This window comes from Agromyces bracchium, from assembly GCF_009709675.1.
Taxonomy (GTDB): domain Bacteria; phylum Actinomycetota; class Actinomycetes; order Actinomycetales; family Microbacteriaceae; genus Agromyces; species Agromyces bracchium.
In genome coordinates this window covers 159,697-185,368 of the sequence record NZ_WMLB01000025.1, presented here as the reverse complement: position 1 = coordinate 185,368, position 25,672 = coordinate 159,697, and the positions used below count along the sequence as shown (strand labels likewise).

Annotated in this window: 20 protein-coding genes and 2 tRNA genes; 10 read left to right on the top strand and 12 right to left on the bottom strand. The window is 72.8% G+C overall.

Annotated features, from left to right (window positions below):
* Nucleotides 1-45 precede the first annotated feature (45 nt).
* The 3 genes from GJ743_RS12260 to GJ743_RS12250 form a co-directional block, all read right to left on the bottom strand.
* On the bottom strand, nucleotides 46-603 hold the full coding sequence (locus tag GJ743_RS12260; protein ID WP_155052177.1) for a hypothetical protein: 558 nt from the start codon (nucleotides 601-603) through the stop codon (nucleotides 46-48).
* Nucleotides 600-1,067 (bottom strand): Rieske (2Fe-2S) protein, encoded by a 468-nt coding sequence (locus tag GJ743_RS12255; RefSeq protein WP_155052176.1) that lies wholly within the window; start codon nucleotides 1,065-1,067, stop codon nucleotides 600-602. The genes GJ743_RS12260 and GJ743_RS12255 overlap by 4 nt, the downstream gene beginning before the upstream one ends.
* A gap of 115 nt (nucleotides 1,068-1,182) precedes the next feature.
* On the bottom strand, nucleotides 1,183-2,064 hold the full coding sequence (locus GJ743_RS12250) for an acyl-CoA thioesterase (RefSeq protein ID WP_155052175.1): 882 nt from the start codon (nucleotides 2,062-2,064) through the stop codon (nucleotides 1,183-1,185).
* Nucleotides 2,065-2,156: 92 nt separating this feature from the next.
* Here GJ743_RS12250 and GJ743_RS12245 point away from each other — a divergent pair, with 92 nt between their 5' ends.
* On the top strand, nucleotides 2,157-2,837 hold the full coding sequence (locus GJ743_RS12245) for a hypothetical protein (RefSeq protein ID WP_155052174.1): 681 nt from the start codon (nucleotides 2,157-2,159) through the stop codon (nucleotides 2,835-2,837).
* Between the two features lie 111 nt (nucleotides 2,838-2,948).
* Here the strand turns inward: GJ743_RS12245 and GJ743_RS12240 are convergent, their stop codons facing one another.
* From GJ743_RS12240 to pepN (GJ743_RS12220), 5 genes are all read right to left on the bottom strand, one after another.
* Nucleotides 2,949-4,634, bottom strand: coding sequence for an FAD-binding dehydrogenase (locus GJ743_RS12240; protein ID WP_196216991.1), 1,686 nt, complete (start codon nucleotides 4,632-4,634; stop codon nucleotides 2,949-2,951).
* Between the two features lie 29 nt (nucleotides 4,635-4,663).
* Nucleotides 4,664-5,059, bottom strand: coding sequence for a globin (locus GJ743_RS12235; RefSeq protein WP_155052324.1), 396 nt, complete (start codon nucleotides 5,057-5,059; stop codon nucleotides 4,664-4,666).
* Nucleotides 5,060-5,061: 2 nt separating this feature from the next.
* Nucleotides 5,062-6,177, bottom strand: a complete 1,116-nt coding sequence (locus GJ743_RS12230) for a mechanosensitive ion channel family protein (protein WP_155052172.1) — start codon at nucleotides 6,175-6,177, stop codon at nucleotides 5,062-5,064.
* 115 nt (nucleotides 6,178-6,292) lie between these two features.
* Nucleotides 6,293-8,842 carry an aminopeptidase N gene (gene pepN, locus GJ743_RS12225; protein WP_155052171.1) on the bottom strand — a complete coding sequence of 850 codons (2,550 nt, stop codon included), beginning with the start codon at nucleotides 8,840-8,842 and terminating at the stop codon, nucleotides 6,293-6,295.
* Complete coding sequence (pepN, locus tag GJ743_RS12220; RefSeq protein WP_328289137.1) at nucleotides 8,842-11,394, bottom strand: aminopeptidase N; 2,553 nt, start codon at nucleotides 11,392-11,394, stop codon at nucleotides 8,842-8,844. The genes pepN (GJ743_RS12225) and pepN (GJ743_RS12220) overlap by 1 nt, the downstream gene beginning before the upstream one ends.
* A 144-nt stretch (nucleotides 11,395-11,538) precedes the next feature.
* On the opposite strand from pepN (GJ743_RS12220), the gene GJ743_RS12215 reads away from it, so the two are divergent.
* The 8 genes from GJ743_RS12215 (at nucleotide 11,539) to GJ743_RS12180 (ending at nucleotide 20,064) form a co-directional block, all read left to right on the top strand.
* Nucleotides 11,539-12,525, top strand: coding sequence for a DUF2332 domain-containing protein (locus GJ743_RS12215; protein ID WP_155052170.1), 987 nt, complete (start codon nucleotides 11,539-11,541; stop codon nucleotides 12,523-12,525).
* A gap of 9 nt (nucleotides 12,526-12,534) precedes the next feature.
* Nucleotides 12,535-13,062 carry a ribose-5-phosphate isomerase gene (locus tag GJ743_RS12210; protein ID WP_155052169.1) on the top strand — a complete coding sequence of 176 codons (528 nt, stop codon included), beginning with the start codon at nucleotides 12,535-12,537 and terminating at the stop codon, nucleotides 13,060-13,062.
* Nucleotides 13,063-13,065: 3 nt separating this feature from the next.
* Nucleotides 13,066-14,070, top strand: coding sequence for an Fpg/Nei family DNA glycosylase (locus GJ743_RS12205; protein ID WP_328289136.1), 1,005 nt, complete (start codon nucleotides 13,066-13,068; stop codon nucleotides 14,068-14,070).
* A gap of 13 nt (nucleotides 14,071-14,083) precedes the next feature.
* On the top strand, nucleotides 14,084-14,785 hold the full coding sequence (locus GJ743_RS12200) for an FMN-binding negative transcriptional regulator (RefSeq protein WP_155052168.1): 702 nt from the start codon (nucleotides 14,084-14,086) through the stop codon (nucleotides 14,783-14,785).
* Nucleotides 14,782-16,311 (top strand): amidohydrolase family protein, encoded by a 1,530-nt coding sequence (locus tag GJ743_RS12195; protein WP_155052167.1) that lies wholly within the window; start codon nucleotides 14,782-14,784, stop codon nucleotides 16,309-16,311. The genes GJ743_RS12200 and GJ743_RS12195 overlap by 4 nt, the downstream gene beginning before the upstream one ends.
* 117 nt (nucleotides 16,312-16,428) lie before the next feature.
* Nucleotides 16,429-18,000, top strand: a complete 1,572-nt coding sequence (locus tag GJ743_RS12190; protein WP_155052166.1) for a multicopper oxidase family protein — start codon at nucleotides 16,429-16,431, stop codon at nucleotides 17,998-18,000.
* Nucleotides 17,984-19,399: a sensor histidine kinase gene (locus GJ743_RS12185; protein ID WP_155052165.1), complete on the top strand. Its 1,416-nt coding sequence runs from the start codon at nucleotides 17,984-17,986 to the stop codon at nucleotides 19,397-19,399. The genes GJ743_RS12190 and GJ743_RS12185 overlap by 17 nt, the downstream gene beginning before the upstream one ends.
* Complete coding sequence (locus GJ743_RS12180) at nucleotides 19,396-20,064, top strand: response regulator transcription factor (RefSeq protein ID WP_328289135.1); 669 nt, start codon at nucleotides 19,396-19,398, stop codon at nucleotides 20,062-20,064. Before GJ743_RS12185 ends, GJ743_RS12180 begins: the two co-directional genes overlap by 4 nt.
* A 21-nt stretch (nucleotides 20,065-20,085) precedes the next feature.
* Here GJ743_RS12180 and GJ743_RS12175 read toward each other — a convergent pair whose 3' ends face one another.
* From GJ743_RS12175 to GJ743_RS12160, 4 genes are all read right to left on the bottom strand, one after another.
* Nucleotides 20,086-20,796, bottom strand: coding sequence for a hypothetical protein (locus GJ743_RS12175; protein ID WP_230386746.1), 711 nt, complete (start codon nucleotides 20,794-20,796; stop codon nucleotides 20,086-20,088).
* A gap of 70 nt (nucleotides 20,797-20,866) precedes the next feature.
* Entirely contained in the window at nucleotides 20,867-21,370 is a 504-nt protein-coding gene (locus GJ743_RS12170) for a Dps family protein (RefSeq protein WP_155052164.1), read from the bottom strand.
* A 97-nt stretch (nucleotides 21,371-21,467) separates the two neighbouring features.
* Nucleotides 21,468-21,538 (bottom strand) — tRNA-Gly (locus GJ743_RS12165).
* Between the two features lie 105 nt (nucleotides 21,539-21,643).
* Nucleotides 21,644-25,396 (bottom strand): SCO7613 C-terminal domain-containing membrane protein, encoded by a 3,753-nt coding sequence (locus tag GJ743_RS12160; protein WP_155052163.1) that lies wholly within the window; start codon nucleotides 25,394-25,396, stop codon nucleotides 21,644-21,646.
* 198 nt (nucleotides 25,397-25,594) lie between these two features.
* Here GJ743_RS12160 and GJ743_RS12155 point away from each other — a divergent pair.
* Nucleotides 25,595-25,669 (top strand) — tRNA-Pro (locus GJ743_RS12155).
* Nucleotides 25,670-25,672 lie beyond the last annotated feature (3 nt).

The following is a 25,672-nucleotide window of genomic DNA, read 5'->3' as shown; positions in this document are numbered from 1 at the left end:
GCGGGGAGCCGCCGGCCTGCGTCGCCGCCGCGGCATCCGCTCCGCTCAGTCGTCGATCGGGTCGTCGCTGAAGGACCCCTCCCATACCGCGCGGCTTCCGGCCTCGCCGATCCGGACCGTGGTCCAGACGGCGCCGACGCCGACCCCGATCGTCGCGACGAGCAGCAGGATCGCGATCGCGACGCGGGCGGGACTGCGTCGCGCGGGCGTCGACACGCCTCGCGCGGCGGCGACCTCGGCATCCGTCACCCTGCGGGCGGCGGCGCGCTCGACGAGCGCGAGCGCGCCGATGAGGGCGGCGACCACCGCGAGCGCGATGACCCACGGCAGGATGTCCTCGCCCTGGTCCGCGTGCGCCTCGATGAGCGGCGTCTCGGGGACCCGCTCGACGAGCCACTTGCCGGCCTCGACGGTGAGCCAGGTCAGGCCGAGCAGGGCGACGGCGCCGACGAGCGTCGGGATCCAGAGCACGCGCCGGGCGGCCGGCCAGGCGGCGAGCACCACGAGCAGGACCGAGAGCAGGGGGATGCCGACCACGACGACGTGCACGAGCAGCACGTGCATCGGCAGGCCCGCGACCTGGAAGTCGAAGAGCTCGCTCATCCGGCGATCACGCGATCCCCGTCGACGCTGACCGGGACCGACGGCAGCGGCTCGAGCGCCGGGCCCTGTTCGACGTCACCGGTCGCCGGGTCGAAGGTCGAGCCGTGGCACGGGCAGATGAGCGCCGCCCCCTCGGGCGCGACCGTGCAGCCCTGGTGCGTGCAGATGGCGCTGAAGGCCACCACTTCGCCGGCGGTCGGCTGCGACAGCAGCACCGGCTCGCCGCCGATGGTCGCGCTGATGGCGCCCCCGACCGGGATGTCGGCGAGTGCCGCGACGTCCTCGCCCGCCGCATCCGTCGGAGTGGCCCCATCGCCGGCGTCGGTGCCCGTGCCGGAATCATCGCCGCCTCCGCCGGAATCCGAGCCGGGCGCGCAGCCCGCGAGGATCAGCGCACTGCCGAGCGCACCGGTCCCGCCGAGCGCGAGCGCCGTCCGGCGCGAGAGTTCACGGGCATCGTCCATGGTGGTGCCTCCCTCTTCGGGCCGCGGGGGCGCGGCGGTGGTGCCATTCTGCGGCACAACGCACGGCGGATGGCGCATTCGCCGCGATCGCTCAGGGAGCGAGGCGAAGCGGAGGTCAGCCGCGGGCGGCCGGATCGGGCACGCGCACCATGCCCTCCTGCGCCACGCTCGCGACGAGGACGCCGTCGCGGGTGTAGATGCGGCCGAGCGAGAGGCCCCTGCCGCCGCCGGCCGACGGCGAGTCCATCGTGAACAGCAGCCACTCGTCGACGCGAGCGTCGCGATGCCACCACATGGCGTGGTCGAGGCTCGCGACCTTCAGGCCGGGGGTCGCCCACGCGACGCCGTGCGCTCGCAGGACCGGCTCCAGGATCGAGTAGTCGCTCGCGTAGGCGAGGGCGGCGCGGTGCTGGCGCAGGTCGTCGGGCAGTCGGCCGAACGCCTTCATCCAGACCACCTGGTGGGGCAGCCGCTCGCCCTCGACGGTGAGGTAGACCGGCGACGGGATGTGACGGACGTCGAAGGCGCGCTCGCTCGACCAGTACCGGGCCACGTCGTGGTCGAGGTGTCCGAGCACGTCGGCGGTCGACGGCAGCGTGTCGGGTTCGGGGAGGTCGTGCGGCATTCCGATCTGGTGCTCGAAGCCCTCGTCGCGCGTCTGGAACGAGGCGATCAGCGAGAGGATGGGCAGTCCGTGCTGGAACGCCTGCGTGCGCCGGGTCGAGAACGACCGGCCGTCGTGGATGCGGTCGACGGAGAACGTGATCGGGTGCTGCACGTCGCCGGGCCGCAGGAAGTAGCCGTGCATCGAGTGGATGGGGCGCTCGTCGGGGACCGTGTGCGTCGCGGCGATGATCGACTGGGCGAGCACCTGGCCGCCGAAGACGCGGCCGCGCGGCATCCACTGCGACGGGCCGGTGAAGATGTCCTCGTCGGTGCGGGCGCCGGTGTCGGTGAGGCGCAGCGTGCTCAGCAGGCCCTCGATCGAACCGCTCATCGTTCCTCCGTCTGGTCGGTCGGCCGTCGCGGCCGATCGGCGGGTCGGCGACGGGCGGGGCCGCGGCGCTCTCTCGGTAGTCTAGACAGGCCATGGTCCAGCAATTCACGCTTGCCGACAGCCTGTCGCTCGGCGATCTGCACACCTACCTGCAGCGCGCGTCGCGCGTCGAGGACGGCTCGGTGCGCCTCGTCGCGGCGAACGGGATCCTGGCCGTGTACACCGCCATCCTCTACCCGCGCGGCATCCTCGACGAGAGCCCGACCGTGCTGGGGCTCCGGACCTTCCAGCTCTTCGAGACCGACGACTTCGACGTCGTCGTGCCGATGCGCTCCGTCGTCGATCGCATCGTGCGCGCGCGCGGCGAGATCGGCGAGGACGACGAGTCGCGCCCGGTCACGATGACGAGACCTCCGGAGGTCAACACGGTCACGTGGGCGGGCATCTCGCCGCCGCGCGGCGGCTGGCGACCGCTGGGCGAGACGGATGCCGCGACGCTCGAGCGCGCCGCCCGCGCCGGGATCGACGAGGTCGCGGCCACCATCCCCGACGGCACGGGCGAGCAGCTCGTGCAGCGCGTGCGTTCCGAGGTCTGGGGCCGTGGCATCGAGGGGCTCGAGTACGTGCCGGCCGGCGCGGCGTTCGCGGCGTTCAGCCTCGGCTTCCTCGGCGATGACCCGACGTCGTTGTTCGAGACCGGACCGTGGACGCGCCTGAGTTCCCGACGGGGGCACGTGCTCGTGCGGCGGAAGGCCTGGACGCTGAAGGCGTAGCCGCGGCATCCGTCATCGCCGCCGCCGTCACCGCCGCTGCCGTCACCGCCGCTGCCGTCATCGGGTTCGAGGACGCCGGGCGCCCTCGCACCTGCGCGAGCCCCGTCGCCGTCAGCCGGCCGCGATCGCCCGCCCCGCGGCGCGGCCGGTGAACAGGCACCCGCCGAGGAACGTGCCCTCGAGCGCGCGGTAGCCGTGCACGCCGCCGCCGCCGAAGCCCGCCGCCTCGCCGACCGCGTAGAGGCCGGGAACGGGCACGCCGTCGGCGCCGAGTGCCCTCGAGTCGAGGTCGGTCTGGATGCCGCCGAGGCTCTTGCGCGTGAGGATGTGCAGCTTCACCGCGATGAGCGGACCCGCCTTCGGGTCGAGGATGCGGTGCGGGGGAGCGACCCGGATGAGCTTGTCGCCGCGGTAGTTCCGGGCGCCTCGCACGGCGGTCAGTTGGAGGTCCTTGGAGAACTCGTGCTCGACCTCGCGGTCGCGTGCGACGACCTCGCGCTCGATCCGCTCGGTGTCGAGGAGGTCGCCCGGCGAGAGGCGGCGCATGCCGTCGAGCAGCTCGGGCAGCGTGTCGGCGACGACGAAGTCGACGCCGTGCTGCTTGAACGCCTCGACCGGACCGGGCGCGCCGGAGCCGAGGCGGTCGGCGAGCAGCCGGAGGTCCTTGTTTGTGAGGTCGGGGTTCTGCTCGCTCCCGGAGAGCGCGAACTCCTTCTCGATGATGCGCTGCGTGAGCACGAACCACGAGTGGTCGTGGCCAGTGCGGGCGAGGTGCTCGAGCGTTCCGAGCGTGTCGAAGCCGGGGAAGAGCGGCGCCGGCAATCGCGCCCCGGTCGCGTCGAACCACATCGAGGAGGGCCCGGGCAGGATGCGGATGCCGTGCCGAGCCCACACCGGGTCCCAGTTCGTGATGCCCTCGGTGTAGTGCCACATGCGGTCGCCGTTGACGAGGCGCGCCCCGGATGCCTCGGCGATGCCGAGCATGCGGCCGTCGACGTGCGCCGGGACGCCCGAGAGCATCTCGGCCGGTGGCGTGCCGAGCCGCTCGGGCCACGCCGACCGCACGAGGTCGTGGTTGCCGCCGATCCCGCCGGACGCGACCACGACGGCCGGCGCGCGCAGCTCGAACTCGCCCACGACGTCGCGGTTCGTTCCGACGCCGCGCAGGGCGTCGTCGGGTGCGAGGCGTGCACCCCGGACGCCTACGACCGCGCCGTCCTCGACGACGAGCTCGTCCACCCGGTGACGGAATCGCAGCGTCACGAGCCCGGCCGCCTCGCCCGCACGCGCGCGCGCGATGAAGGGCTCGAGCACGCCCGGTCCGGTGCCCCACGTGATGTGGAAGCGGGGTACCGAGTTGCCGTGCCCGACCGCCATGCCGGCCCCGCGCTCGGCCCAGCCGATGACCGGGAAGAACTTCAGGCCCTTCCCGCGGAGCCACGACCGCTTCTCGCCGGCCGCGAACGCGAGGTACGCCTCGGCCCACCGGCGACCCCACTCGTCCTCGTCGCGGTCGAAGCCGGCCGTGCCGAGCCAGTCCTGGCGGGCGAGCTCGAGCGAGTCGCGCACGCCGAGCCGCCGCTGCTCCGGCGAATCGATGAGGAAGAGGCCGCCGAACGACCACCACGCCTGGCCTCCGAGGCTCGCCTCCGGCTCCTGGTCGACGATGACGACCCGCTTGCCGGCGTCGACGAGTTCGGATGCCGCGACGAGGCCGGACAGGCCGCCGCCCACGATCACGGCGTCGAACTCGGTGGGGGCGGCGGGCGCCGCCGGGGGAGTGGTCGGGTCGGCCACGGGGACTCCTTCGTCTCTGGCGGGGGCGGCTACTCCTCGAAGGTGTTCACCATCGCGAACGCCGCACGCTGGAGATAGTCCCACAGCGTCGCCTCGGCGACGGGCGGCAGGTCGAGCGTGTCGACGGCCTCGCGCATGTGCGCCAACCAGCGGTCGCGCGCCTCGGGGTTCACCTTGAACGGCTGGTGGCGGAGCCGGAGGCGCGGGTGGCCGCGCTGCTCGCCGTACGTGGTCGGCCCGCCCCAGTACTGCTCGAGGAACATCAGCAGTCGTTCCTCGGCGGGGCCGAGGTCGTCCTCGGGGTACATGGGCTTCAGCACCGGGTCGCCCGCCACGCCGCGGTAGAACTCGTGCACGAGCCGCGCGAAGGTCTCGTGGCCGCCGACCTGGTCGTAGAAGCTCGGCGAGGGCAGGTTGTCGGGCATGCTCACGGCGTGTCCTTCGGGCTCGTGTCGTCGGTCGTGGTCGGGACGCTGCCCGTGCCGGTGACGGTGTTCGCGGCGCGCATCGCGCGGAGCAGGCGCTTGCTCGGCGCCTTGCGCTCCATGACGGGGTTCGGCTCGGTCTTCGGGGGCTTGGCGCCCTTCACGCGCGTGACCCCGTCGAAGCCCGTGAGCACGACGCTCGAGAGGCTCGGCAGCGTCAGGTCCATGGCGTCGAGCGTGCGCTTGAGTCGCATCCGGAGCTCACGGGCGACGTCGTCCTTCGCCGACGTGCGCACCTTCATGACGATCCGGATCACCATCGCATCGGACGAGACCGACTCCAGTCCCCAGATCTCCGGCTTCTCCAGCACGCGCGATCGCCACTTGCCCGACCGGGCCATCTCGTTCGCGGTGCCGAGCATGGCCGCCTCGACCTCGTCGACGTCGGCGGTGTACGGCACGGCGAGGTCGATGATGACGCGGGCCCAGCCCTGGGACATGTTGCCGACGCGGGTGATCTCGCCGTTGCGGACGAACCAGAGGGTGCCGTTGACGTCGCGGACGGAGGTCACGCGGATGCGCACCTCCTCGACGATGCCGGTCGCATGCCCGAGGTCGACGATGTCGCCGACGCCGAGCTGGTCCTCGACCACCATGAACATGCCGTTCAGGGCATCCTTCACGATGTTCTGAGCGCCGAAGCCGAGGCCGGCGCCGATCGCCGCGGAGAGCAGCGTGAACGAGCCGAGGATGTCGGGCCAGAGCGTGCCGACGACGAGGATCAGCACGAGGATGGCGATGGTGACGTTGACGATGTTCTTCAGCACCGACCCGAGCGTTCGCGTGCGCTGGACGACCCGGACGGCGGCGAGCGGCGACGCCGCGTTCAACGCCTGCGTGTCGGAGACGTCCTGCTTGCGCTTGACGCCCGTGACGATCTGGTTGACCGTGCGACGGATCACGAAGTGCAGGAGCCACCGGATGAGGAGCGCGACCGCGACGATGATGGCGATGTCGATGACGTTGAACAGGATCTGGCCGTACCAGGTCTCCTGGAAGGCGTCGATCTGCACGGAGATGTCGACCTGCTCGGGGCCGGGTTCTTCGAACGGTCGCATGATGATCGAAGTGTATCCGCGCGCGACCGGGCGCACGCTGGGACGGCGAACGCCGCGAGGCCCGTCGGGTCCGTTGCGGAGCCGGACGGGCCTCGTCGGTGCGAGGCTCGCGGGCCTACGCGGTCGTGGCGTCCCGATCCCGTGCGGCGAGGGCGCGCTCGAGCTCGCTCAGCTGCTCGGCGACGAGCCGGTGCAGCGGCGCCGGCTCCTCGTGCGCGCCCAGCCAGGCGCGGACACGGCTCGCGAGTTCGGCGTCGACGACGGGCGCCGGGAACAGCCGTCGCACGATGAGCGCGGCCATCGTGAAGCTCCGCTCCGCCCACACCCGGTCGAGCATGTCGAGGTAGTCGTCGGCGGTGCCGGCGAGCAGTACCGGATCCGTCGTGCGCTGCCAGCCGTCGGCGATCGCGCGGGCGAGGTCGTTCGACAGCGCCGTGTCGGTCGCGACGCGCCGCCACGCGGCATCCTTCACCGCCTGGTCGGGCCGCGCGGCACGCGCGGTCTCGGCGAGCTGGCGCCCCTTCGCGGTGTCGTCCGCGGCGAGCGCTGCGTCGATCTCGGCGTCGGACGCCGCGCCGAGCGCGGCCCGGGCGATCGTGATCTCCCACCGCAGGTCGAGGTCGATGTCGAGACCGGCGAGGCGGGCCTCGCCGGTGGCGAGCGCCTCGAGCACGTCGGCGTGCGCGGGCACGCACGCGAGCCGCGTGAAGGCCTTCACGAACTGCAGCTGCGCGTCGGAACCCTCCGGAGCGAGTTCGGCGAGCGCCCACACCGCGTCGGCGGCCTCCTCGGCCAGCACGTCGCGGTGGTGGTCGGCGAGGTAGCGGGATGCGGCGAGTTCCAGCCGGGAGAGCGCCAGGCCGCGCGCGGCGGACTGCGTCTCATGCCCGACGTTCGCCACGACGAGGCGCACGAAGTCGGAGGCGGGGATCTCCGCGTCGCGCACGCCGTCCCAGGCCGAGCCCACGATGACCGCGCGCGCGACCGGGTCGACGACGTCCGACAGCCGGTCGCGTGCGACGGCGAACGACGGCCCGTCGAGCCGGACCTTCGCGTAGGTCAGGTCGTCGTCGTTCACGAGCAGCAGCGCCGGCCGCGACCGTCCGACGAGCTCGGGCACGTCGGTCGATGCGCCGTCGATGTCGAGTTCGACGCGGTGGATCCGCTCGAGGCGGCCGTCGACGTCGTCGTAGGACCCGATCGCGACGCGGTGCGGGCGGAGCGTCGGGTGCGACGCCGCCGCCGACTGCTCGACCCGGGCCGCGGTGATCACCCCCGCGGCATCCGTCTCGACCACGAGCCGCAGCGTGTTCACGCCCGCGGTCTCGAGCCACTTCGCCGACCAGTCGGCGAGGTCGCGCCCGCTCGCCCGCTCGAGCTCGACGAGCAGGTCGGCGAGGGTCGCGTTGCCGCCCGAGTGACGCGCGAGGTACGCGCCGACGCCGCGCTGGAAGGCCTCGAGGCCCACCCACGCGACGAGCTGCTTCAGCACCGACGCGCCCTTGTCGTAGGTGATCGCGTCGAAGTTGACCTCGACGTCGCCGAGGTCGTGGATCTCGGCGACGATCGGGTGCGTCGAGGGCAGCTGGTCCTGCTCGGCCGCGTGCGTCTTCTCGTCGGTCGCGAACGTCGCCCACACGTCGCTGAACTCGGTCACCCGCGAGGTCGCGAGCGTCGACGCCCAGGTCGCGAACGACTCGTTGAGCCACAGGTCGTTCCACCAGCGCATCGTGACCGAGTTGCCGAACCACATGTGGCTGAGCTCGTGCAGCACGACGATCGCGCGCTGCTCGCGGCGCGCGTCGGACACGCGCGAGCGGAACAGGTACCCCTCGTTGAAGGTGACCGCGCCGACGTTCTCCATCGCGCCCCAGTTGTACTCGGGCACGAACACCTGGTCGTACTTCCCGTAGGGGTAGGGCACGCCGAAGGCGTCCTCGTAGAACGCCAGACCGCTCCGCACGAGCTCGAACATGACCTCGGGCTCCGCGTACTGCGCGAGCGACGCGCGCGTGAAGACGCCGAGCGGCACCTCGCGGCCGTCGCGGCTCGTCGCCGACGAGTGCCACGACGCGTACGGTCCGGCGACGATCGCGACGATGTAGCTCGAGATGACGGGTCCGGTCTCGAAGGCCCAGACCGCGGTGCCGGATGCCGCGGGGTGCGGCTCGGGCGAGGGCGCGTTGCTCAGCACGCTCCAGTGGTCGGGCGCGGTGATCGTGAAGCGGACCGACGCCTTGAGGTCGGGCTGGTCGAACACCGCGTAGACCCGGTTCGCCTCGGCGACCGCGAACTCGGTGTAGAGGTACGCCTCGCCGTCGACGGGGTCGACGAACCGGTGCAGGCCCTCGCCGGTGTTGGTGTACTCGCGCGTCGAGACGACGAGCAGCTCGTTCTCGGCCTCGAGGCCGTCGAGCCGGATCCGGTAGCCGTCGGAGACGGCCGCATCGAGCGGCCGGCCGTTCAGGACCACCTCGTGCAGTTCGGCGGTCGTGGCCTCGATGAAGGTCGAGGCGCCGGGCGTCGCGGTGAAGCGCACGAGCGTGTCGGAGCGGAACCGGCCGTCGTCGCCGGTGAGGTCGAGCGTGACCTCGTACGCGGGGGAGCCGAGGAGCGACGCGCGCTCCTCGGCCTCCGCCCGCGTCAGGTCGGGGCGGGCCGACATCAGCCCTCCCGGGCGTCGCGCGCCTGCGCGTCGAGCGCGCGGTCGACGCCGGCGAGGTTCTCCACCACGAGGCGGCGCAGCGCGGCGGGCGCTTCGGGGTTGGCGTCGAGCCATCCGCGCGAGGCGTCGGCCAGGGCGCGGTTCGCGAGGGTCGACGGGTAGAGCCCGTCGACGAGCTTCTCGGCGATCGCGTAGCTGCGCTCGGTCCAGACGCGCCCGATCATCGCGAAGTACCGGTCGACGAAACCCTCGAGGAGGGCGAGGTCGGCCGAGCGCACGAAGCCGATGGCGGTGTCGCGGACGACGGAGTTCGTCGCCGTGTCGGAGTCGACGAGCGAGGACCATGCCCGTTCCTTCGCCTCGGCGGTGGGGATCGCGGCACGCGCCTTCGCGGCGGCCTCGCGCCCGGTGACGGTGTCGTCCTCGGCGAGGCGGGCGTCGATCTCGGTGTCGCCGGCGCGGCCGGCCGCGGCCAGCGCGATGAGCAGCTCCCACCCGAGGTCGGTGTCGACCGCGAGGCCGTCGAGCGAGGTCGTCCCGGCGTACAGCTCCTCGAGCCCGTTGAGGTTCGAGCCGTGCTCGGCGATCGCCGCGAACGACTTCACGAACTGGAACTGCGCGTCGCTGCCCGCCTCGGCCTCCTTCGCGAGGTCCCAGAAGCCGTCGGCGAGGAGCCGGAGCGTGTCGGCCCGGCGCGCCGGGTCGGTGTACGCGCTCGCGGCGAGGATCGAGTTGGCGAGCACGATGCGCAGCGTCGTCGACTCGGTCTCGCTCGCGATGTTGCCGAGCACGAGCGCGAGGTAGTCGCTCGCGCGGGTCTCGGCGTCGCGCGTGGCATCCCACACCGAGCTCCAGACGAGGGCACGCGCCAGCGGGTCCTCGATCTCCGACAGGTTCGCGAGGGCGACGCCGTGCGACGCCCCGTCGAGGCGGATCTTCGCGTAGGCGAGGTCGTCGTCGTTCAGCAGCACGAGGTCGGGGCGCGCGAGGCCGACGAGCTCGGCGACCTCGGTGCGCTCGCCGTCGACGTCGAGCTCGACGCGGTGGTCGCGCACGAGCTTGCCGCCGGTGAGGTTGTAGAAGCCGATCGCGAGGCGGTGGGGCCGGATGGTCGGGTACTCGGCGACCGCGGACTGGAGCACGGCGAACGAGGTGATCCGACCGTCGTGGTCGGTCTCGATCTCGGGGCGCAGCGTGTTCACGCCCGCCGTCTCGAGCCAGAGCTTCCCCCATCCCGACAGGTCGCGGCCGCTCGCGGTCTCGAGCTCGGCGAGCAGGTCGGCGAGGGTCGTGTTGCCCCAGGCGTGCTTCCGGAAGTACGCCGAGACGCCGGCGAAGAACGCGTCGACGCCGACCCAGGCGACGAGCTGCTTCAGCACCGAGCCGCCCTTGGCGTAGGTGATGCCGTCGAAGTTCACGAGCACGTCCTCGAGGTCGCGGATCTCCGCGACGATCGGGTGCGTCGAGGGCAGCTGGTCCTGGCGGTAGGCCCAGCTCTTCTCCATGGCGTTGAAGGTCGTCCAGGCGCCCTCCCACTCCGTCGCCTCGGCGGTCGCGATCGTCGACGCCCACTCCGCGAACGACTCGTTCAGCCAGAGGTCGTTCCACCACTTCATGGTCACGAGGTCGCCGAACCACATGTGCGCGAGCTCGTGCAGGATCGTCACGACCCGGCGCTCGCGGATGGCATCCGTCACCTTCGAGCGGAACACGTACACCTCGGTGAACGTGACCGCGCCCGCGTTCTCCATCGCGCCCGCGTTGTACTCCGGCACGAAGAGCTGGTCGTACTTGGCGAACGGGTAGGGCACGCCGAACTTCGCCTCGAAGTAGTCGAAGCCCTGCTTGGTCTTCTCGAACACGTAGTCGGCGTCGAGGTACTCCGACAGGCTCTTGCGGGCGAACACGCCGAGCGGGATCACGCGGCCGTCGGCGCTCGTGAGCTCGTCGCGCACCACGTCGTACGGGCCGGCGACGAGCGCGGTGATGTAGCTGGAGATCCGCGGGGTCGGCTCGAACGCCCAGGTCTTCGCGCCCTCGTGCGCATCGACCGGGTCGGGCGTCGGCGAGTTCGACACGACCTGCCAGTGCGCCGGCGCGGTCACCGTGAAGCGGAACGCGGCCTTCAGGTCGGGCTGCTCGAACACCGCGTACATGCGACGCGAGTCGGGCACCTCGAACTGCGTGTAGAGGTAGACCTCGTCGTCGACCGGGTCGACGAACCGGTGCAGGCCCTCGCCCGTGTGCATGTAGCGACCGTCGGCGACGACCGTCAACTCGTTCTCGTCGTCGAGGTCGGCGAGCTGGATGCGGACGCCGTCGCTGACCTCGGCCGGGTCGAGCTCGCGGCCGTTCAGCGTGACCGAGTGCACGGCCGCGGTGATCGCATCGATGAACGTGGACGCACCCTTCCGAGCGGCGAAGCGCACGGTCGTCTCCGAGCGGAACACCTCCGGCCCGGTCGTGACGTCCAGGCGGACGTCGTAGTCGTGAACCGTGACGAGCGCCGCGCGCTCCTCGGCCTCGATGCGGGTGAGGTTCTCTCCAGGCACTACAGGTCTCCATCTGCGTCGAACGGATGCGTCGTCCCGGCGTTCGTGGCGCGGGCAACCCGATCAGCCTAGTCCTGCGTGCCGGGAGGCCCGGAAGCTCCCGACCCGTTGCCCCGGGCGTCGTGCGGGCCTAGCGTGGCTCGCATGCGGACGAGCGTCGATCCGGCCGCACCGACGGCCGAACGGTACCGCGTCTTCGCCGAGGTCGAGGCGCGGGGAATGTCGGCGACCTACGAGGCGTGGGCGCACGGCGTCGCCGGCGATCCCGAGACGGTGGCGCTCATCGACGACCTGCCCCCGGTCAAGCGCCAGCCGAACCTCGTGTTCTCGGCCGCCCGGTTCCACGGGGCGCCGACCGGACCGTACGGTGCTTTCCGCGACTGGCTCCACGCGCACTGGGTCGAGGTGCAGGCGATGTGCCTCACCCACGCCACGCAGACGAACGAGGCTGCCCGGTGCGCGCTCCACCTGCCCGTGCTCGCCGGGATCGACGGCCCGATCGCCCTGCTCGAGGTCGGGGCGTCCGCCGGGCTCTGCCTCTTCCCCGACCGGTACAGCTACGCGTACACCGGGCATCCGCGCCTCGACCCGGCCGCCGGACCGAGTCCCGTGGTGCTGGACTGCGAGGCGCGCGGTCCCGTGCCCGTTCCCGACCGGCTCCCCACCGTGGTGTGGCGCGCCGGGATCGACCTCCACCCCCTGGACGTGCGGCGCCCCGACGACCTCGCCTGGCTCGAAGCCCTCGTGTGGCCCGAGCACGACGATCGACGCGAACGACTCCGAGCGGCCGCCGGCATCGTCGCGGCCGACCCGCCCCGCATCGTCGCGGGGGACCTCGCCGAGCGGCTCGAATCGCTCGCGGAGGACGCGCCGGACGAGGCGACCCTCGTCGTGTTCCACGCGGCCGTGCTCGCCTACGTCGACGGCGGCGCGCGGGCGCGGTTCACCGAGCTCGTCGGTGGCCTGCCGGGACGCTGGCTCTCCATCGAGGCCCGATCGATCGTGCCGGGCATCGAGCTGCGCGAGGACGTCCCGAACGACAGCACCGACTTCGTGATGGCGCTCGACGGCGTCCAGGTGGCGTGGGCGCAGCCCCACGGTCGTGCCATCCGGTGGGTGCCGCATCCCTAGACTTGCCGCATGCGCATCCACATCGCGACCGACCACGCCGGCCTCGAGTTCAGCCGGACGCTCCAGGCCCACCTCACCAACGGCGGGCACGAGGTCGTCGACCACGGTCCCGTCGAGTACGACGCGCTCGACGACTACCCGGCCTTCTGCATCAACGCCGCGCTCGCCGTAGCCCGCGACCAGGCGGCCGGCGTGAAGACGCTCGGCGTGGTCTTCGGCGGTTCGGGCAACGGCGAGCAGATCGCCGCGAACAAGGTCGCGGGTATCCGCGCCGCGCTCGTCTGGAGCATGGACACCGCGATCCTCGCCCGGCAGCACAACGACGCGAACGTCATCTCGATCGGCGCGCGACAGCACACGGTCGAAGAGGCGATCCGCTACATCGACGCCTTCATCGCCGAGCCGTTCTCGGGCGACGAGCGCCACGTGCGACGCATCGGCCAGCTCGCGGAGTACGAGACGACGGGCGACATCGCCGGCAAGGGCGTCGACGTCGACGGTTCGACCGGTCGCGTCGTCGGCGCGCCCGCGGAGTAGCCGGTGCCCGAGGGCCATTCCGTCCACCGCATCACCCGCCAGTTCGAGCGCAACTTCGTCGGTCGGCTCGTGCGCGCCTCCAGCCCGCAGGGCCGGTTCGCCGATGGTGCGGCCGACCTCGACGGGCGGCGGATGGTCGACGCCCGCGCCGTGGGCAAGCAGATGTTCCTCGGGTTCGAGGGCGACCGGTGGCTCAGGGTCCACCTCGGCATGTACGGCGCGTGGGACTTCGCGGGCGACATCCTGCTGGATGCCACGATCGCGTCGGCGAACGGACGCATGGGCCAGACCAACCAGACGGGCACCTTCCTCGAGGGCCCGAACCCCGACGCGGTCGTGTTCGACACCGCGGGCGAGAACTCGGTCACCTCGATCGGCGCGCCCCGCCGGACGAGGCTGCGCATGTCGGAGTCGGAGAAGGAGGGCTCGGCGCTCGAGACCTTCCCGCCCGAGCCCATCGGGCAGGTGCGCGTGCGCCTGCTCACCGACACCGTCGTCGCCGACCTCCGCGGCCCCACCGCCTGCGAGGTGCTCGACCCCACGCAGGTCGAGCAGGTGGTCGGCAAGCTCGGACCCGACCCGCTCCTCGACGCCGGCCCCGACGCCGAGGAGCGCTTCACGAGCGTCGTCCGCCGCAAGCCGACGCCCATCGGCCTGCTGCTCATGGACCAGAACGTCGTCTCCGGCATCGGCAACGTCTACCGCGCCGAGCTGCTGTTCCGCGCCCGCCTGAACCCGCACACGCCGGGCCGACTCGTGCCCGAGGAGACCGTCCGGGAGCTCTGGCACGACTGGGCCCGGCTCCTCCGCATCGGCGTCGAGACGGGCCAGATGATGACGATGGACGGCCTCGAGGGCTTGGCGTGGCGCGCCGCCATGGCCAACCGCGACGACCGCCACTGGGTGTACAAGCGCGAGGGCCTGCCCTGCCGCGTGTGCGGCACGAACATCGTGCTCGAGGAGATGGGCGCCCGGAAGCTGTACTGGTGCCCGAACTGCCAGGCGTAGGAGCGGAACCCGCATGAGACAGAACCCGAGCTTCACCCTCGCGAGCGAGGACGGCGTCAAGCGCCTCGTGCGCGAGCACCCGTGGGCGAGCATCGTGTCGATGACGGATGCCGCGGGGCTCGTCGCCTCCCACTACCCGGTGCTCCTCGACGAGACCGCAGAGGGCATCGTGCTGCTCACCCACGTCGGCCGCCCCGACGAGGTCGTCCACGAGCTCGGCCGGCACGAGGTGCTCGTCATCATCCAGGGGCCGCACGGGTACATCTCGCCCGGCTGGTACGACGCGAACCCGGCCGTGCCGACCTGGAACTTCGTCACCGCGCACCTGCACGGCACCCCCGAGCTGCTCGAGCCCGACGAGAACCTCCGCGTGCTCGACGCCCTCGTCGACCACTTCGAACAGCGCATGCCCGAGCCGCGCGGAATGCGATCGACCCCCGAGAACGCCGCGTACGCCGAGCGCATCGCCGCGGGCACGGTCGGCCTCCGCATTCCGATCACGCGGTTCGTCGCCAAGAACAAGATGAGCCAGAACCGGCCCGACGAGACCGTCGACCGCATCATCGCGGAGCTCGAGCACGACGGACCGTACGCGAGTCCCGCGCTCGCCGCGGAGATGCGGCGCACGCACGAGGTGCTTCGAGCGGCCCGCGCAGCGCGCGCCGATGCGTCGGGCGCCGACGCGTCGGCTTCCGCAGCGGGGGAGCGCGCATGACCGGGGCGGTTGCCGCGGCGCGCCGCTCCGCACCGGAGGCACTCGTGCTCGCCGGCGGACGCCTGCCCGGCGAGGCGCTGCCCGTCGACGTCCACCTGGACGGCGGCCTCGTTCGCACGGTCGCGCCTGCGGGCAGCATGGCGCCCGCGCCCGGAGCCCGGCGCCTCGAACTCGCCGGTCGCTGGGTCGTCCCCGGCCTGTGGGACCGTCACGTGCACCTCTCGCAGTGGGCGATGGTGTCGCGGCGGCTCGACCTCGGCGACGTCGGGTCGGCGGCCGAGGCGGTCGCGCGCGTCGCGGCATCCGTCACCGGCGGAGCCGACGAGGTCGTGGGCTTCGGCTACCGCGACGGGCTCTGGCCCGACGCGCCGACGATCGACGCGCTCGACGCGGTCTCGGGCGACGTGCCGGTCGTGCTCGTGTCGGCCGACCTGCACTCGTGCTGGGTGAACCGCGCCGCGGCGCGGCGGCACGGGCTCGCCGAGGCGGCGGGGGAGAGCGGGGTGCTCCGCGAGGACGACTGCTTCCGGCTGGTGCGCGAACTCGACGACCTCCCCGACGACGTGCTCGACGCGTGGGTCGATGAGGCGTCGCGCGCGGCCGCCGCGCGGGGCGTGGTCGGCGTGGTCGACCTCGAGATGCGCTGGAACAGCGACGACTGGGCTCGCCGCGCGGCGCGCGGCGCCGACGCCCTCCGTGTGCGGTTCGGCGTCTACACGCGCGACCTGGACCGCGCCGCGGCCGAGGGCCTCCGCACCGGCGACGAGGTCGCCGGAACCGCCGGGCTCGTCCGCGTCGGCCCGTACAAGGTGATCACCGACGGCTCGCTGAACACGCGCACCGCGTGGTGCGTCGACCCGTACCCCGGGCTCGGGCCCGACGAGCACCCGTACGGCCTCGTGAACGTGCCCTACGACGAGCTCGTCCCGCACCTGGGCCACGCCGATCGCATCGGGCTCGCACCCGCGGTCCACGCCATCGGCGACCGGGCGAACGAACGCGCGCTCGACGCGCTCGAGGCCGTGCGGCCCGGCGGATGGCGCGGGCGCGCGTCGATCGAGCACGCGCAGCTGCTCCGCCGCGACGACCTGGCCCGCTTCGCCGCGCTCGGCATCGTCGCGAGCGTGCAGCCCGAGCACGCGATGGACGACCGCGATGTCGCCGACGTCTACTGGGCCGGGCGCACCGACCGCGCCTTCATGCTGCGCGACCTCGCCGCGGCGGGCGTCGACCTCGCGCTCGGCTCCGACGCGCCCGTGGCACCCCTCGACCCGTGGATCGCGATCGCCGCCGCCGTCGGCCGCTCGCGCGCGGGGCGCGAGCCGTGGCATCCGGAGCAGGCCCTCGACGCGCGCGCCGCGCTCGCCGCCTCGACCGACGGCGTCGGCGCCGAGGTGCGCGAGGGCATGGTGGCCGACCTCGCCGTCGTCGAGCGCGATCCGCTCGCGGCATCCGTCGACGACCTGCGGGGGATGCCGGTGGCGCTCACGCTGCTCGGCGGACGCGCCACGCACGACGCGCTCTGACCCACCGGCGGGCGAGCCCGCCTCCGGTCCACCCCCGCGCAGGCGGGGGCGAACCCCCGTGCCGATCCGGGTGGCCGTCGGCTGGGGAGGGCGCGCGTCGCCCGCGAGGCTCGAAGCATGATCCACCGGACCGCCCACCATCCCCGACCGGACCGCGCACGATCGCGGCCGCGACGGCCGCGCGCGCTCGCCGTGACGGCCGCCTCGATCGTGGTCGGCGCGGGCGTCGCGCTCGCCTTCGCGGGCTGCGGGCTCGTCGGCCCGACCCCCGTCTCCACGATCGGGGAGGTCGACTTCGACACCCCGCTGCCCGTGCCGCCGATCGCCGAGTCGACCGTCGCCGCCGACGGCACGCGCGTGTTCTCGCTCGAGGCCCGCGCCGGCACGACCGAGTTCGCGCCCGGCGTGCCGAGCGAGACCTGGGGCTTCGACGGTGCGCACCTCGGTCCCACGATCATCGCCGAGCGCGGCGAGCGGATCCGCGTGGACGTCGCCAACGCGCTCGACGAGCCCACGACCGTGCACTGGCACGGCATGCACCTGCCCGCCGCGATGGACGGCGGACCGCACCAGATGGTCGACCCCGGCGAGACCTGGTCGCCCGAGTGGGAGGTCGACCAGGAGGCGGCGACGCTCTGGTACCACCCGCACCCGCACGGCGAGACGGAGCAGCACGTCGCACGCGGCCTCGCGGGCATGCTCCTCGTCCGCGACGACGTCGAGGCGGCGCTGCCGCTGCCGCGCGAGTACGGCGTCGACGACCTGCCCGTCATCGTGCAGGACGCCGCGTTCACCGATGACGGCCGGCTCGAGTCGTCCGCCCGCGGCTTCGCGGGCCGCATGGGCGACGAACTCGTCGTGAACGGCGCCCGCGCGCCGTTCACGGACGTCGACGACGAGCTCGTGCGGCTCCGCCTCCTCAACGCCTCGACCGCGCGCACGTACGCCTTCGGGTGGGAGGACGGGCGGACGATCGACGTCATCGCGACCGACGGCGGGCTGCTCGAGGCATCCGTCGCCCTCGACCGCGTCGTGCTCTCGCCCGGTGAGCGCGCCGAGGTGCTCGTGCGGATGACACCCGGCGAGGAGCTGCGACTGCACTCGGTGATGACCCCCGAGGCGGCAGGCCTGAAGCCGCCCATCGCCGCGATGAACGGCGCGACCGACGCGTTCGACGTGCTCGAACTGCGCGCGGCCGAGACGCTCGACCCCGCGCCCGACCTGCCCGAGCGGCTCCGCGAGCTGCCGGAGGTCGCCGAGGGCGACGTCGCGACGACGCGCACCTTCCGGCTCGACGGGTTCGAGATCAACGGCGGCACCATGCGCATGGACCACGTCGACGAGACCGTCACGGTCGACACCACCGAACGCTGGATCGTCGAGAACGCCGGCGAGATGCCGCACAGCTTCCACGTGCACGACGTGCAGTTCCGCATCGCGGCGATCGACGCCGCGCCGCCGCCCGCCGAGTTCGCCGGGTGGAAGGACACGATCCTCGCCCGTCCCGGGAGCCGCTACGAGCTGATCCTCCGGTTCGAGGACCACGCCGACCCGGACACGCCCTACATGTACCACTGCCACCTGCTGCAGCACGAAGACCAGGGGATGATGGGCCAGTTCGTGGTCGTCGCACCCGGTCAGCGTGCGACGATGACCGAGGAGACGAACGACCATGACCACGCTCACTGACCCCGCTGCGACCGGCCCCACCGTGCCGGCGACGACGACGGATGCCGCGCCGCGGCGCCGCGGATACGGCCGCCTCTGGGCGGGCCTGCCCCGCGAACTCGGCTACCTGCTCCTCGGATTCCCCGTCGCGCTCGTCGCCTTCGTGACGCTCGTGACCCTCTTCTCGACGGGCGTGAGCCTGCTCGTGGTCGTCGTCGGACTCGTCATCGTCGTCGCCTCGCTCTACACCGCCCGCGGGTTCGGCATGTTCGAACTCGTGCGCCTCGGCTGGGCGGGGCGGCCCGCCATCCGCCGCCCCCAATGGGACGCCGCTGCACCCGTCGGTGAGGGGCCGTGGCGGGCGTTCTTCGCCCCGTTCGTCGACGGCCACTACTGGCTGTACCTGCTGCACGGCATGGTCGTCGCGCCGATCGTGTCGCTCTTCAGCTGGGTCGTGACCGTCGTGTGGCTCTCGATCGCGCTCGGCGGCGTGACGTACTGGATCTGGGCCCTCTTCCTCCCGCAGGATTCGCGCGACGTGTGGCCGGTCGAGTGGTTCCTCGACCGGGTCTGGCCCGGCGGTTCCGCGGCGGTCGCCCTCGACCCGCTCGCGATCGAGGTCATCGCGCAGTTCGCGCTCGGCCTCGCGTTCCTGCTCACGCTGCCGCTCGTGACGGCCGGGCTCACGTGGATGCACGACGGCATCGGGCGGGGCATGCTCGGCGCATGGCGCTCGGAGGCGCTCGAACGCCAGGTGCAGCACCTCGCCGCCTCCCGCGGCGCCGCGGTGCAGGCCGAGGATGCCGCGCTCCGTCGCCTCGAGCGCGACATCCACGACGGCCCGCAGCAGCGGCTCGTGCGCCTGCAGATGGACCTCGCGGCCATCGAGCGCAAGCTCGACGCCGATCCCGATGCCGCGAAGGGCCTGCTGTCCGAGGCGCGCGACCAGGCCCGCGACACGCTCGACGAACTCCGGGCGCTCTCCCGCGGCTTCGCGCCGCCGCTGCTGCAGGACCGCGGGCTCGCGAGCGCACTCGAATCGCTCGCCGCACGCAGCCCGGTGCCGGTCGAATTCGAATGGCTGCTTCCGACGGATGCTGCCCTTCCGGCCGCCATCGAGCGCAACGCCTACTTCATCGCCGCCGAGCTCCTGACGAACGCGGCCAAGCACTCGGGCGCGAGCGCCATCCGGCTGCGCGTCTCCCAGCGCGACACGGGTGTGGCCGGGTTCTGGCTCGACCTCTGGGTGACCGACAACGGCCACGGGGGAGCGGTCGCACTGCCGGGCCATGGCCTGGCCGGCCTCGACGAGCGCGTGCGCGGGCTCGGCGGCGTGCTGGTCGTCGAGAGCCCGGCCGAGGGCCCCACGGTGATCGGCGCCCACTTCCCGTTCACGCCCGCCGATAGGGTGGGCGCGTGAGCGAGACCGCACCGCCCGCCCCGCCGATCCGCGTGGTCCTCGCGGAGGACTCGATGCTCCTCCGCGAGGGCCTCGTGCGGCTCTTCGACGAGGCGGGGTTCGAGACCGTCGGCGCCTACGGCGACGCCGAGGCGCTGCTCGACGACCTCGAAGCGGCGGCACCGGATGTCGCGGTGCTCGACGTGCGCATGCCGCCGACCTTCCGCGACGAGGGGGTGCGCGCGGCCATCGAGCTCCGTCGCCGTCGCCCGGGCACCGGGGTGCTGCTCCTCAGCCAGTACGTCGAGGGCACCTACGCGCACGAGCTCCTGTCGTCGGCCGACGGCGGCATGGGCTACCTGCTGAAGGACCGCGTCGCCTCGCTCGACGACCTGCAGGATGCGGTGCTCCGCATCCGCGACGGGGGCACGGTGCTCGACCCGCAGGTCGTGCGCGAGCTGCTCGCCCGTCGCGGCGATCCACTCGCCTCGCTCACGCCGCGCGAGCGCGAGGTGCTCGAACTCATGGCCGAGGGGCGCACGAACGCGGGCATCGCATCGCAGCTGTTCATCGGCGTGGGTGCCGTCGAGAAGAACGTCACCGCGATCTTCCAGAAGCTCGGCCTCGAGGACTCCGGCACCGATCACCGGCGCGTGCTCGCGGTGCTCGCCTGGCTGCGGCGCTGATCCATCGGGCGCCGACGCCCGTCATCCGCCGCCCGTCGTCCGCAGCGGCTCGTGGAGTTCGAAGAGCGCGCGGTACCCGCGGAAGCCGACCACCATCCAGATGATGAGCGACCCCGCCCCGGTGATCACCCCGAGCGTGATCGCCAGCCAGATCGCGCCGCCGAGGCCCAGGACGACCCCACCTGCGAACAGGCCCAGCACCGCGCCCTCGACCACGGAGATGATCATCGCCGAACTCGCCAGGATCTGCCCGGGACGCGGGCCGAATGCGTAGTACGTGCGGAGGCTGCCGGCCTCGTCGTCATCGGCCGAGGAGATGAAGTAGGGCGCGAGGCCGGGATCGAGGTCGAGGTACGCGCCACGCAGGCGATTCATCGCCACGACGTACATGAGGTCGTCGAGCGACGCGTTGAATGCGCGCTTCTGCGTGATGAGGCCGAGCAGCGCGAGCAGCAGCAGCACCCCGAGGGCGGCCACGCCGAACCAGCCGCGGAACTGCGTGGCGTTGCCGAGCACGCCGAGCGTCACCAGGCCCGCCGACACGAGCGTCAGGAAGATCGCGATGCGCGTGAGCACCTCGCTCTGCGTCGTGCTGCGGGAGGCCAGCAGGCTCCAGTGCTCGGTCGCGAGCATCTGCGCGCGGAGCGACTTCTGTGCGTCGGTCAACCCGGCCGTCGCCGGCGAGCCCGCCTCCGGCTCGGGAGACGGCTCGGGCCCGGGTGCGTCCGCCATGTCGGCATTCTGCACCCGGGCCCGTCATGCCGCTTTCCTTCGCGGCGGAGTTTCGGCGCTCGCGCGTCGCCTACTTCACGCTGACGTGCGCAGCCAGGAACCAGCGGTCCTTGTCGAGTCCCTGCCGGATGGCGATCGCCACGTCCTGGCTGGCCGGGTCGAGCTCCTCGAGCCCTTCGATCGCGGCGTTCACGCGTGCCGTGGCGACGTCGATCTGGGCGACGACGTCGGCGATCGTGTCGTCGGACTGCTTGAAGCCGGCCTTGGGATTCGTCGCCTCCGACTTCGAGGCGATCGTCGCCATGCGAGCGTCGATCGGCAGTCCGAGCGCGACGACGCGCTCCGCCGCGAGGTCGGCCCACTCCTGCGCGTGGTCGACGACCGTGTCGAGGAACTCGTGCACCTCGAGGAAGTCGCGGCCCCGCACGTTCCAGTGCGCCTGCTTGCCGTTGATCGCCAGCACGGTGAGCTCGTGCACGAGCGGGGTGAAGAACTGGGAGACGCCCGAGGCGACCTCGGGGTCGGCGCCGCTCATCGGCGCGGCGGACTTCGATGCGGTCTTCGAGTCGGTCATGTGGTCCCCTTCCACTGGTTCCATACGGATGCCACGGTAGGGCCAACACGCGCCGGTGTCGCGGGATTCCCCGCGGACTCGCAGGGGCTTGACTCGGAGGGGATGACGGGAATCGAACCCGCACCATCAGTTTGGAAGACTGAGGCTCTACCATTGAGCTACATCCCCGAGCGCCCGCACGCGGGCACCCGATCATCGTACACGTCGGCAGGCCCGAGGTCGTGCACGAGGGTCCTCGGCTGCGTCCGCCGGAGCCCCGGAACCGTCCGCCGATCAGCGCAGTGCGGCGATGCTCCGCAGCACGCCTCGGGCCAGGCGCATCTGCCGCTCGTACGTGGCGGCGATCGCGATCAGCAGTGCGCCGGCGATCCCGAGCCACAGCCACCACCAGACCGCCTCGTACAGGCGCGTGATCCAGGGCCAGAGCTGCGCCACGGCGTGGACGAGGAGCACGCCGCCGCCCAGGAGCAACGGCGCCTGGAGCCGGAGCACCGCGCCGGCGACGACGACCACGACCGCGGCCACCCCGAGCGCGACGAGGCGCCAGAGCACGGGATCGGTCCAGTCGGCGATGAGCGCGGGGACGAGCAGCACCGCAAGCCCCGGGCCGAGGGTCGACCAGCTGCCGTGGTCGGGCGAACGACGGAGTCGGATGGCCCCGGCGGTGACGAGGGTCGCGCCGATCGGCACGGTCACCAGGTCGAACGGATCGACCGCGCCGGATCCGATCGCGAGTCCGCCGGCCATGACGGCCACGGCCAGGCTGGTCCACCCGAGGACAGGTCCGGCGAACGGACGCGCTCGGACGGCCGTGCTGAGGACGTGCGCGGCCCCGATGATGACGAGAAGCACCAAGGCTCGCGCATCGGCATCGACGCCGCCGGCAATGGCCAGCGTGGTCGGCGCCGCCGCCGCCGCGAGGGACGCCGCGAGCGTCGCCTCGGCGACGACGGTCGGCTGGGTCCGGTCCCGGACCCACAGCAGGCTCGCCACGAGTCCGATGACCAGGGCGATCACCGGCCAGAACTCGACCGGCAGGTCGCCGGGGCGGCCGGTGGCGATCGCGGACCCTCGGACGAGCGCCGCGCCCGTCGCGGCAACCCATCCGGTGCCGACGACGAGGATGCGGATGGGGACGCCGCGCTCGAGGTCGGGGGTGAAGCTCCCGGCGATCACGAGCACGGCGCCCGTCGCGACGAGCACGAGCGTTCGCAGCTCGGACTCGCCCGCCAGGGCGACGCTCGGCAGCACGGCGACGGCTGCCGCTGCGGCGAGGAGCGCGGTCCGCCCCGCGGCGGTCGAGTCGGGGACGGAACGCCGCCAGATGAGCAGTCCCGCGGACACCAGCAGGCCTGCAGCGAGCGGGAGCGTGTACGACTCGACGTCCTCCATGCCGCGATCGCCCATCCACGCCCAGACGGTCCCGACGCCGAGCACGAGCGATCCCCACGACGCGTGCACCGCGGACGAACGGCCCGCGATCGGATCGCCGAACAGCGTGGCGATGAGCACCGGCACCGGGGTCAGCAGGAGGAGGACGAGCCAGGTCCCCTCGGATGGGACGGCGCCCGACACGCCGACGAGGGCCGCGATCAGCCCGAGTGCACCTGTGGAGGCGGCCCAGATCCACCTGACCAAGGCGACCCCGGGCAGCGTGACGAGCGCGACGCCGGCCGCCGCGATGACGGCGGCGGCGAGCCCGATGGCGACGTTCCCGCTCTCGAGCTCCACGCTGATGCCGGCGCCGGCGAACACCATGGCGAGGGGGACGCCGGCGGCGAACAGCGCGCTCATGGGGCGCAGCGCCGAGCGCACCCAGACGAGGCCGACGACGACGAGTGCGCTGGCGGGCGCCCAGCCCCACGGGGTGAAGAACGTCACGGCGAGCCAGCTCGTGCCGAGCATTGCGCCGGCGAACAACGCGGCGCCGGCGGTCAGGCGATCGTCGTCCGAGAGCCGGCGCGCGGCGGCGAGGCCCCCGAGCGCGAGCGTCGCGACGACGGCGACCAGGAACGCCGGTGCGTTCCACGGCGGCGGGATCACCAGGCCGGATGCCTCCGCCCAACTCGGCAACGCCACGGTGGCGATCAACGCCACGAGCGATGCGGCGATCACGTGCAGGACCCGGCTCGCCGATGCGGCCGCTCGTGCGATGCGGTCGGCGAGCACGCGCCCCGCGATCGAGAGCACGAGAACGGATGCCACGGCCCACCACCAGACGCCGGTCGAGGCGTGACCGACCAGCCACGCCGACGCGGCCGCCGGGATGCCACCGGCGGCGAGCACGACGATCGCGCCCGGCCGGCGCCGCACCGCGGGGGTCGCAGCCGCCGCGAGGGCGACCGCGGCGACCACCAGGAGGCCGAGCGTCGTCAGGGCGATGGTCGGCAAGACCACCGCAGCGGCGAGTGCGGTCGCGAGCCCGGATGCGATCGCCCACGCCCCGAAGCGGAACAGGCGCTCCGTCAGCGCGAGGACGACCACCAGCGCGAGGGTCGCGATCCCGAGCGCGAGCACCGCACCCCAGGCCTCGCCGGGCAGGTCCCGCGGCGCGGTGGCGCCCAGCTCCCACACCCCGACGACCTCGGCGCTCAGTCGACCGAGTCCGCTCAACGCGACGATGATCGCGGGGAGCGTCGCGACGACCCCGACCGCGGAAGCGGTGAAAAGTGCGGGGAATGCGTCGCGACGCACCGCGCGGATCCTCGTCGCTGCCGCGAGGGCGCAGGCGACGATCGCCACGAGCAGTGGCGCGAGCCAGACGGATGTCGCGGGCTCCCGGTCGAGGGCGACGCCGAGGACGAACGCGAGCGGCACGCTCAGGCCGATGGCGACGGAGGAGAGCACGCGCCATCCGCTGGGGCCGGCCTCGGACGCCGGCAGCGAAGCGAGGACGACGACCCAGACGCCGGCGACCGCGAGGAACGCCCACATCGTCCCGAACTGGACCGAGGGGAGCGCCCACGCGGCGGCCGCGAGGGCGATCCCACCGCCGGCGAAGCCGAAGGTGCGCACGATGGTCTGCTCGGCCTCGGGTCGGATGAACCGGGATGCCGCGCCGACCAGGGCGAGCGCCATCCCGCCGAGCCACAGTCCCGTGAGGACCTCGTCGTCGGGTGCGACGGCGAAGGCGCCGATGAACACGCCGGCCGGAGCGAGCGCCGACGCGGCGAGCCTCGGCAGACGCAGGCGACTGAGCACCCCGGCGCCGGCGAGGACCGCCGCGACGACGAGCAGCGCCACGCCCCAGTAGGCCGCGGCATCGACGCGGTCGGCCCCGAAGAGGCCGTTCGCCTGGATGATCCAGGCATCGAGGACGAGCAGGACCACGCCCACTGCCGACACGCCCTCGGCGGTACCCGGGAGCCGTCGCGCACGGAGGAACCACGCGAGGACCAGGACGATCACGCTCACCACCGCGGTGATGAGCGAGCGCATCTCGAGGTTTGCGACGACGAACGCGAAGAAGAGGAAGACCATCGCGGCGACCGAGAGCAGCACCACGCCGAGCGTGAGCAGCAGCAGCTGGACCCCGGAGCGGTGAGGAGCCGCCGGAGCCGTCGCGATCGGTTCCGGAGCGAGGTCAGAGCCGTCGGGAAGCGGGCTCGCAGGCGGCAGCGGCGGGGGTGTCGGCACCCCCGTCGGAGGGACCCCGGCCACGGACGGTCCGGCCGATGCCGCCGGGGCCACGCTCACCTGCGACGGCGCGGTCACCGGAGGCGGCGCGATCGGCACCTCGATCGAGGACACGGCGCCCGTCGCCAGGGTCGCCGCGGTCGGCACCGCCTGCTCCGCCCGCATCCGCGTGATGAGCGACTGCCGATCGGACTCCGCGTCGCGGACGCGCACGCCGGCGGCGAGCAGGTCGGCCGCCGCCGCGACGTCGAGCCGGAGCCCGCAGACGGAGCAGGTGGCGCCGAGGAGGCGCGAGAAGCAGGCGGGGCAGAGCGTCGTGTCGGTGAGCTGGCCGGGATCGCCCGGCCATCGACGCAGGTCGGGCGCGGCGGGGCGCGACGGGTCGGTCATGGGCACACTCTGGCACCGCGAGGGAACCGGGCACCATAGGGGAGGGCACTGAGCGTGTTCTCCACAGGTCTCTCGGGCGGGTCGGACCGACGCTTCGGGTGCACCACGGCTCGTGCAGTAGACTTTCCCGGGTCCAATCCGCGCTTCGTCGTGCTTCGGCGTGCCGACGCGCAGGACCGGCGAGTCAAGCCGGCGACTCGGGGCGTAGCTCAGCTTGGCTAGAGCGCCCGCTTTGGGAGCGGGAGGTCGCAGGTTCGAATCCTGTCGCCCCGACGA